At 57.4% G+C, this 8,167-nt stretch carries 4 protein-coding genes; 3 read left to right on the forward strand and 1 reads right to left on the reverse strand.

Going from position 1 to position 8,167, the window contains the following annotated elements; genetic code table 11:
* The coding region (locus KBF66_RS17225; RefSeq protein WP_296660233.1) for an acyltransferase at nucleotides 1-929 on the forward strand (929 nt) is incomplete at its 5' end.
* Between the two features lie 22 nt (nucleotides 930-951).
* Entirely contained in the window at nucleotides 952-2,784 is a 1,833-nt protein-coding gene (locus tag KBF66_RS17230) for a hypothetical protein (protein ID WP_296660236.1), read from the forward strand.
* 2 nt (nucleotides 2,785-2,786) lie between these two features.
* Here KBF66_RS17230 and KBF66_RS17235 read toward each other — a convergent pair whose 3' ends face one another.
* Nucleotides 2,787-6,632, reverse strand: a complete 3,846-nt coding sequence (locus KBF66_RS17235; protein WP_296660240.1) for a glycosyltransferase — start codon at nucleotides 6,630-6,632, stop codon at nucleotides 2,787-2,789.
* A gap of 25 nt (nucleotides 6,633-6,657) precedes the next feature.
* Here KBF66_RS17235 and KBF66_RS17240 point away from each other — a divergent pair, with 25 nt between their 5' ends.
* On the forward strand, nucleotides 6,658-8,124 hold the full coding sequence (locus KBF66_RS17240; RefSeq protein ID WP_296660242.1) for a methyltransferase: 1,467 nt from the start codon (nucleotides 6,658-6,660) through the stop codon (nucleotides 8,122-8,124).
* The last annotated feature ends 43 nt before the right edge of the window (nucleotides 8,125-8,167 follow it).

Genomic DNA, 8,167 nt, shown 5'->3' on the forward strand with positions numbered 1-8,167 from the left:
TCACCTTGAGTGCCGCCAAGGCCCAGGCACGCGACCCTGCCGGGTTCAAATGGGCCTTCATGCAACGCCGGTTGCGCAGGCTGCTGCCACTTTATGTTCTGACCTGCGTGATTTTTGTGCTGCTGGTGCGACCTGAGATTCTGTCGCGGCCCTATAGCCAGTTCTGGATGCAGGTGATCAGCCACGCACTTTTTTTGCAGAATCTGACACCCTACACGCACGGCGTGATCAACGGGGTGACCTGGTCTCTGGCGCTGGAAATGCAGTTTTACGTGGCGCTGGTGTTGTCGGTTGGCTGGCTGGTCCGGCTAGGCGCAGGCAAGACCTTGCTGATGCTGACAGCCATTGCCTGGGTCTGGCGCTACGGCACCACTTGGGTACTGCCACCTGGGCAAGCAATACCCCATTTGCAGGTGATCTACACCACCCAGCTACCAGGTACGCTGGACGAGTTTGGCGTGGGCATTGCTTTGGCGCTGGTAGTGCAAAATTCAAAACACCGGTTAGCGCCGCTGCTGGCACGGCGTTGGCGTAACTGTTTGGGGTGGCTGGTGGCTTCTGCGCTGTGCCTGACAGCGGCTGGGGCCATCTTTCTGCCACGCGGTAATTACTGGTCGTACTTTGGCATGGTGGTGTTTTGGCGCACCTTGCTGGCCATCGGGTTTGGCGCGGCGCTGGCGGCGATGATCAGTTGCCCGCTGCAGTCAAGTGGAGTGCTAAGGCCCTGGCGTTACTTGGGTACCATCAGTTATGGACTTTACCTTTGGCACTTTCCGGTGCTGATCTCACTGCTGACGCTGCCCGGACCGCGTGGCGGACGTCTGTTTGTGGTGTTGCTGAGTGCGAGTGTGGTTTTGGCCAGTTTGTCGTGGCATCTGATGGAGAAAAACTGGATTGACCAACGCCATGGCAGCAAGGCCGACGGATAGAGAAAACACGAGGTAAGGCCCGATGTTACGCTTTGAAAAGCATGCCGTGCTGGTGCCGCTGGCACTTTTGGCTGGATTGGTGGCTGTCAACCCGCAGGCTTCAAGCCCACCAAAACTGATTCTGGCCCCGATGGTTGGTGGCCTGGACTTGTGCCTGTTCAATGACAAAACGCAGATTCAGGCAATGCCGGACTCCAGATTCAAGGCGATGTGCCTGGATGCTGGCCAGGGGGTCGGGCAGATTGTGACCAAAACCCTGGAAAACATCAGCCCGGAAAAAGAAAACAGCCAGTTGCGGCTGGGTTACACCTTGCATGTGCCACTTTTCAGATTGCTGGAGGTGAAAGGTGAGCGCTTTGAAGTGAATGAAGCCTACCTGAAAGCGGTGATCAACACCATCCGGCAGGTGGACTACCCGGTGGTGGTTTACCTTTTTTCCACCCATTTCGAAACCGGCAGCCCGGTTGAGGCGGCACTGGCACGCAATGCCGCCAATTTGCTGCAAACCCAACAGGGAACACTGGGCAAAGCCAAGTACTACGGCATCGACATTTATCCCTGGAACTTCACCAGCACCGAGAACCCGGTGTCCAGAATCAGGGAACTTGCCATCACCCGTTTCATGCAGGAGATGTGTCATCTGGCACCCGCCGATCAAGCCAAAGTGATCGGGTTGACCGTGCTTGGTGAATTGCACCACCTGTTCCCAAGTTTTCAGGATGGCATGGGCTTTGGCGGTGACTACCTGATCACGGACTACAGCCCCGCCTCTGTCAGCGGGTTTCGCAAGTTTCTTGGGAACCGATTTGGCAGCATCAGCGCGCTCAATGCTTACCTGGACGCCCGCTTTGCGGGTTTCGAGCAGGTGCCCGCACCCGGCAAGGACATCCGTAAAGAGGCGTTGAACAACTATTTTGAGCACCTGGATGCTTTTGCCCATGGGGTTATTCCAGTGTCGGGATGGACCCAGGTAAAGGGCGGGACGATGGGTCAAGGACCAGTCTTGATCTATGTCAACGGCGAGTTGCTGGGGCAAACCGCTGCGCGCTACAGCCGGCAAGATGTGCTGGCAGCCCACCCGGAATTTGGCACGGCCGATGTCGGGTGGCGCTATGAGCTTGATTTTTCTCGCATGGCACCCGGCGTCCACGTGGTGGAGGTTTTTATGGCGCCCCCAGAAGGTCCGATGCTGCGCCTGGCAAAGCGTGAGTTTGCGGTGGTGGCGCGCGATCAAAGCCCGCCCCAACCGAGCCCGCAGGCGGTGCTGCCGCCCTGGCATGAGCCGGATGCCACGTTGCAGTTCAGCGTTGATTCGCCGAGTCAGGCTGCATCGTTCTATTACAACCCGCTGGCCGCTTTATGGCACCAATTCAGACAGCAGCAGATTGCCGGGTATCTGGATCATTTTGCCAAAGTGGCCCGACAAGGCTGCCTACCGGCTGGCAAGGTGTTTTCACATCAGATTGTGCCGTTTGCCAACCCGGGTTGGGACCAGAGCAAATATGCCACCGGGCGAGACCTAGCCGTCCCTCACACCATGCGACTGGGGGCAAGTCTGTACGGTGAAACGTCTTATGGTGCATCGTTCGGCGATTGGTTCAGCGCCACCGGCCGAAGCGGCTACGGCGTGACCGAGTTTCATCCACTCAAGCCCCTGACGCCACTGGCGCTGAAACAGATGTTTCAGACGCACCAACGCCATGGCGCAGAGTTTTTGTCTTTTTTTGTGAATGCCTACGGCCTGCGGGACGATCCGACCTACCACGGCAACCCGTTTTCACTGGACCTTGACAACACGCACGCCGGGTCAGATGTGTTGTTCAGATCGATACAGACCATCATGACCAAACCCTGATCCTAGCGCCTAAGCCAGGATTTGACCTTTCGTTGCGTGTGCATGGGCACCAACTTGGCCAACGGCGAGAGTAAAACCGTTGCGCGCAAGCGGATGATGGCCTGCAAGGCGGACGACTTGATCAGGGTTGCCGGATGGTTGGCAGGCTGGTAGTTGACAAACATGGTCAGCGCCTGCTGGATCTGCTCTGGCCCGGGTGGTGTGGGACAAGGCAAACCGGCAAGGTAGTTGGTGTAATAACCAAAGTCCTGCTCGCCCAGACTGGATGCATCGGGCGCGATGACGGGCGGTGTGGGCGCAACGCCCGGCAAAAAGTTGTGCTCACGCAAGTGCTCAAAGAAGCTCAGCCATTGGTCCGTGGGGGTTTGCCAGTCACACAGCCAGGTCCATGGCCGCCCCTGTAGCCGCTCAGGAAATGCCCCAATGTTGGGTGCCACCACGGGCAGACCGTGTTCAATGCATGCACTGAGGGTGTAGCTATAAGTCTCGGGCCAGATCGCCGGGAACCAGACCACATCGGGTTTGAGCCAGTCGAGCAACTGGGCAAGGTCTTCATCAGCGTAGGGGCCATGAACCGTCAGCCTGGCTTTGGGCTGCGTCTTGAGGTTGCGGTAAGCGTAGCCGAGCAAGTGAAATTCGAGCGCGGCGCCGCTGGCGGCGGCCCTGGCAGCCACAGCCTCAAGGACATCGGCACCCTTGATTTTGCTGAGTGCACCCAGAACGGCCACCACCAGTGGCTTGTTCTGGTTGAATGGGGGCACCGCAGGTACTGGAATCAAGGGCGGGTTGGGCAGCAGATCCACGTGCGGCTCGACACACACCCTGGCCGTGGGTGCATAGCGGTGCATTCGGCGTGCGGCGTCCTGACTGGGGGCGATGACATAGCGTGCACCGTTAAGAAGCCTCAGGTGACGTTGACGCCACACCACAATGTCGGAGCCGTCTGGTGCCGGATTGCGCTGCAGGCATTTGCGGCATTGGTCTATGCCCTCTTCCTGGCAGTAGTGGTCGGTATGGTCGGTGAGTGAGATTTGCGGGCAAATACTGTAATAGTCGTGGACGGTGCAGTCATAGGTCACACCCAGTTGCACGGGCAGATCGAGTATTTCAGGCAGGTGCCCCAAGACATGCTGGAAATGCAAGTGGCCGACCTGCAAGGATTGCAGAGTCTGCACCAGGTTGGGCAGTTCCTCGGGCAAAGAAAAATGCAGCTCGAACGCCTCGTGCTCACCCTCCAGGGTCAGGACGGCCCCTTTTGCTGCCGGCGTCAAGCGCAGCAGCGTTGCACGGTTGGCGAGGTGAAAGGCAAGCTCCTGAATGTGGCGCAGTGTGCCACCCTCACGATTGTGGGTCACGTTCAGGATGACCGGCTTGGCGGGATCCGACATGCGTGTCAGGTCAATGACCAAGCGAGACCACTGGGCCGGGTCTCTTTTGACGAATGCCTGAACGTCTGCTTCGTATTGCGGATGGAGCCGGTTGAGCGTTTCCATCGCCAGGAGTTCGCGCTCACTTTTGCTGTCGCCAAAACTGATGCCACCAGCGTGACGGACAAAAGTGTCAAGCGCGTGGAGATTGGTCCACCCGGCGGAGCTTGCACGAACGCAAAAGTCATTTTCTTCGCCGTAACCTTTGCCAAAGGCATCGACATCAAAAAGGCCTACTTCGTCCAGACACTGACGACGCAAGTACATGCAGAAACCAACACCGGTCGGCACCGAGAGGGTTTGACCAGCGAGGTTACTGGCAAAGAGTTGATCGAGCTGCTGCGTGTTGTAGCTCAGCGGCAAGTGATTAGGTTCGCAGAAACGGGGGTAGCTGCAGATGGTGGCATTGTTGGAAAACGGGGTCACCGTTGCCACCCGGGCGTTGCTGTAAGCAGCGCGCTGCAGGCGGTCAAGCCAGTCGTTGGCGACCTCGGCATCGCTGTTGAGCAGGAGAACATCGTTTTCGGCATCGAGCGACATGCCACGATTGACGGTGGCCACAAAACCGAGGTTCTCGGGATTGTGAAGCAATGTGAGACGGCTGTCGGTGTGCTCCAGGGACTGCAACCAGGCGACGAGTTCAGGCTCGGGGCTGCAATCGTTGATCACGATCAGACGCCAAGGGGTTTGGCAATGGGCGGCAAAAACGGACTCAATACAGCGGCGTGTGTCCTCAAGTCCGCGGTACACCGGTACCACAATGTCGACCGGGTGAGTGGGCAGTGACTGGGCCTGGCTCGTGATTGGTTGCGTTGCACGTTGAGTATCGTGTACGCCAGGGCTTGGCTGACGGAGGCGATCAATTTTCATTTTCAGATTGACCAGTGGCCGTGTGACCCTGAAGACAGTTGACGTTTCAATGGTCTGGAGGTGGTTCTGTAGTTGCTGGGTCTGGGCTTTGCTGACGAGAGCCGCTCTTCGGGTGGCAGATTCAGCGCGTCTGGATGCCTGGAGCTCAAGCATGATGGCGCGCTTGTGTTCCTGCTCTTCGCGCGTGGCATGTTCAGCCTGAGCAAGGTCCTGCTCCAGTTGCCGATGTGTTAGCTGGAGCTGATTGAGCTCATTCGTCACACGCTCCAGGTATAGATCGCGCTGGGCCAGTTCGGCATGGATCTTGGCAATCGCACGGCTGGTTGCCATTGCAGCGGCTGCATAGTCAGCAGACATGGGCCAACCCGCCTGCATTTCGAGTCTGGCACCTGACTGCGAGATTGACGTCAACACCGATGGCGGCAAAGGCAAAGTGAACCAGGGGTCGTCGCCATACAGGAACAGCAACGCATCATCAGCCAATGGCCATGGTGTCTGGAACAGGATCTGCTGGTGCTGCCCAAGAGCAAGCTGATCCAGTTCGGTGTGCCGCGCATCCCAATGCCAAAGCAACTCAGATTGTGGCGTCAGGATCCTGATCTGTCGCAGCTTGAAAAACCCGGGACGGTCCGCCGGATCCAGTCGCACGTCCGTGTAAGGACTGGTGCTTGCCGGGATGTCAAAGTGCAGCCACTGCCCATGTTCACCAATTTTGCCAACGGCTGAAATCTTGCCATCCTGCTGGTAGCCTTGACCGGATGCCAGGAAAAGCTCGACCGTGAACCCGGCACTGGCGCTGACCTGCTTTTCGGAAACCGGCGTCGGTGTGGTGGCCGATGCACCGGATGAGTCTGCGAGCGATGTGGGGCGAAGGGTTGTAATGAACTGGTAGCTCAGCGCGTCGGGCATGGACAGCAGATGACGCGCGACCGCCGGTGGCAGGCTGTCAAACTGCGGCTTGAATTCGGAGTCAAGCAGTTGACATTCAATGCAGCGGATCTCGAGTGGCTCCCATCCATGGTCCTGGAAGAAACGCATCAGGGACTGGCGGGTGAAGAATCGCAGGTGCGTGTGGTCCAGCAGGCCCTCGGGCCGGTAACGGAACTCGCCCTGAATCAGTTCTGCAAGCAAGCCGCAGTAGCCCACATTGGGCACCGAGGTGATCAATTGCCCCCCCGGCTTGAGCAACACTGCACATTGCGCCAGGAGGTGTTGGGGCGCTTTCAGGTGCTCAAGAACGTCGGCACAGATGATGGCGTCATAACATTGCGGTGAGAACAGATCGGCCAGCGTGACGGCATCGAGGTCGGCAATGTGGACCTGGCGGTAGCAGCTTTTTGCCAGATCTGCTTCAGCCGGGTTGAGGGTGACACCATCGGCATGGACAGAAAAGCGCTGCGCAAGATACTGCCCGAGTGCGCCAGAGCCCATACCCAGATCGAGAATGGTCTGACCCGGATGGATCAAACCGGCGATCAGCGAGAGCGAGTCCTGCTTGTTGGCATCAATGCGGCGCAGGTAGACATGCTGTGGAGGGTTGGAAACAGACATACGCCCAGATTATCTATGCTCAGTCGTGTGCCAATTTGGGGCGAGACCATTCGCACCTAAAATCGGTGCTCAAAAACAATTTCACATCGGCATGAACGTCACCAATTCTCAAAGCCGTCGCCTGACCGCGATGCTTCAGGATGTACAGAATCAAATTGAAAACAAATCACTGGATGTTGCCGCCAAATCATTGACCCGGCTCAGCAAAGATCACGGCAGAGATCCACGGTTGTTTTTGTTGGGCACGCAGTTGGCACTGGCTTCAGGGAACATGGGTGGTGCTTTGGCTTCGGCTCGAAGGGCGTATGACCTGGCACCGAAGTGGCATGTGGCGCAGATTCATCTGAGCGAGGTACTAACCAAGGTTGGCAAGGAGAAAGAGGCCCTGGCGTTGGCGCGGCTGGCGATCGAGCAGGTCAAGCTGATCGGTAGCGACAAGCAGGCACAGGCGCAACTGCTTAGAAAAGGCGCCACCGTTGCGCAGCGTTTTGGTGACTATGCATTAGCGACGCAATGGCTTGAGCGGGTGTTGCAGCTGACCCCGGACGACCTGACGGTGCGCAACGAGTTTGCAAGGTGCCTGACGTATGCCGGAAAACCGCAACAGGCCGCCCAATTGTTGAGCGAGATGCTAAATCAGCAACCCGACAATCCGGCTTTGCTGTTGAATCGACTTCGTGCCAATATTCTGGCTGGTCAGGCTGAGTTGGCAATCGCGGATGGTGAACGATTGGTGGCGATCGATGCGCTCAACGACGTTTATCGTTTCTACCTTCAAGTGGCACGCGGTGAAACGCCACCGACTCAACCTGAAGCGGTGATTAGCGAGTTGTTTGACGCTTATGCGGCACACTACGACGAACTGATGCTGAAAACTCATCGGGTGCCGGTACCCGATGCGGTTGCCAAGATGATCCTGGAATGGCATCCGCTCAAAGATGCCGATATTCTGGACCTTGGCTGTGGAACAGGCCTTTTGGGCGCTTTCCTGGGGCCAAACAAAGGGGTTCTGGTAGGGGTTGATCTCTCAGCGGACATGCTGGCGGTGGCAAATCAACGGCGTGTTTATGACCGTTTTCATGCAGTTAACCTCCTGGCTGCACTGGATGCCACGCCTGCCGACCTTTACCACGTGATCACGATGCTGGATGTTGTGAGCTACGTCGGCGATTTACAGCCTGTCGCCTCGAACGCACTGAAGGTGCTGACACCTGGTGGGAGGTTGGTGTTGACTTTTGAGCCGTTGTCAGACGGCACGGAAAATTACAAGTTATTCAATAATTTCCTGTTTGCCTATGCGCCTGCTTATGTCGAAAAACTGATGCAAAGCGCCGGGTTTGAAGGAGTTAGCCTGACTGAGCAGGTGTTGCGCTACGATGGGCAGGTCGAAGTACGCGGGTATATGGCGGTTGGACAAAAGCCGGTCACTTCGATCGAAACAGCCGCTCCGAAACCGACCAAAAATGCCAAGCGGGTGCGTCGAGGGCAATGACTGCATCGAGTTCTTGAAACAGCGTATCGGCCAGAGTCTGGAT

It is taken from the genome of Rhodoferax sp. (assembly GCF_018063565.1).
Lineage (GTDB): Bacteria > Pseudomonadota > Gammaproteobacteria > Burkholderiales > Burkholderiaceae_C > Rhodoferax.

Coding starts and splice junctions, on each gene's coding strand:
- KBF66_RS17230 (WP_296660236.1), top strand. CDS start 952: ATGTTACGCTTTGAAAAGCATGCCGTGCTGGTGCCGCTGGCACTTTTG.
- KBF66_RS17235 (WP_296660240.1), bottom strand. CDS start 6,632: ATGTCTGTTTCCAACCCTCCACAGCATGTCTACCTGCGCCGCATTGAT.